The sequence below is a fragment of the Mycobacterium sp. ZZG genome, assembly GCF_054786995.1.
This window is the reverse complement of sequence record NZ_JBTBFV010000200.1, coordinates 1-567: the sequence shown is the minus strand read 5'-3', so window position 1 is coordinate 567 and position 567 is coordinate 1. Positions and strand designations below refer to the sequence as shown.

Annotated in this window: 1 pseudogene; it reads left to right on the top strand. The window is 64.6% G+C overall.

Annotation, left to right across the window (positions count from 1 at the left end):
* Nucleotides 1-25: 25 nt before the first annotated feature.
* Nucleotides 26-567, top strand: a pseudogene (locus tag ACXMYJ_RS29345) (transposase); the annotation flags it as partial.

Genomic DNA, 567 nt, shown 5'->3' with positions numbered 1-567 from the left:
TTCTGAGTTAGGAAGGATGAGCGTTATGCCGAAGAAGATCGATCCAGAGGTCCGTGAGCGGGCGTTGCGGTTGTTGCAGACCCATGGTGGTGAGTATGCGTCGCTGACAGCGGCGGCCGAGGCTGTGGCCAAGCAGGTCGGCGTTGGGAAGGAATCGGTCCGCCGGTGGGCGGTGCAGAATCAAGTCGATACCGGGCAACGCCCGGGCGTGACCTCGGAGGAATCGGCCGAGATCAAGAAGCTCAAGGCCGAGAACCGGCAACTGCGTGAGGACGTGGCGGTGTTGAAAGCGGCGACGACTTTCTTCGCGGGGGAACTCGACCCCCGCAATCGATGATCATCGCGTTCATCGACACGATGCGAGCTGAAGGTGTAGCGGTCGAGTCGATCTGCCGAGTCCTGCGGGAGCAGGGTTGCCAGATCGCCGCACGCACCTATCGGGCCTGGCGTTCGCGTCGGCCCGCCGCACGCACCATCAGCGACGCCCAGACTGTCGATGCGGTGCGTGAGGTCGCGTGGCGGGTCGATCACCAGGGACGGCGGCGGCTCACCCCGGAAGGGCTCTAC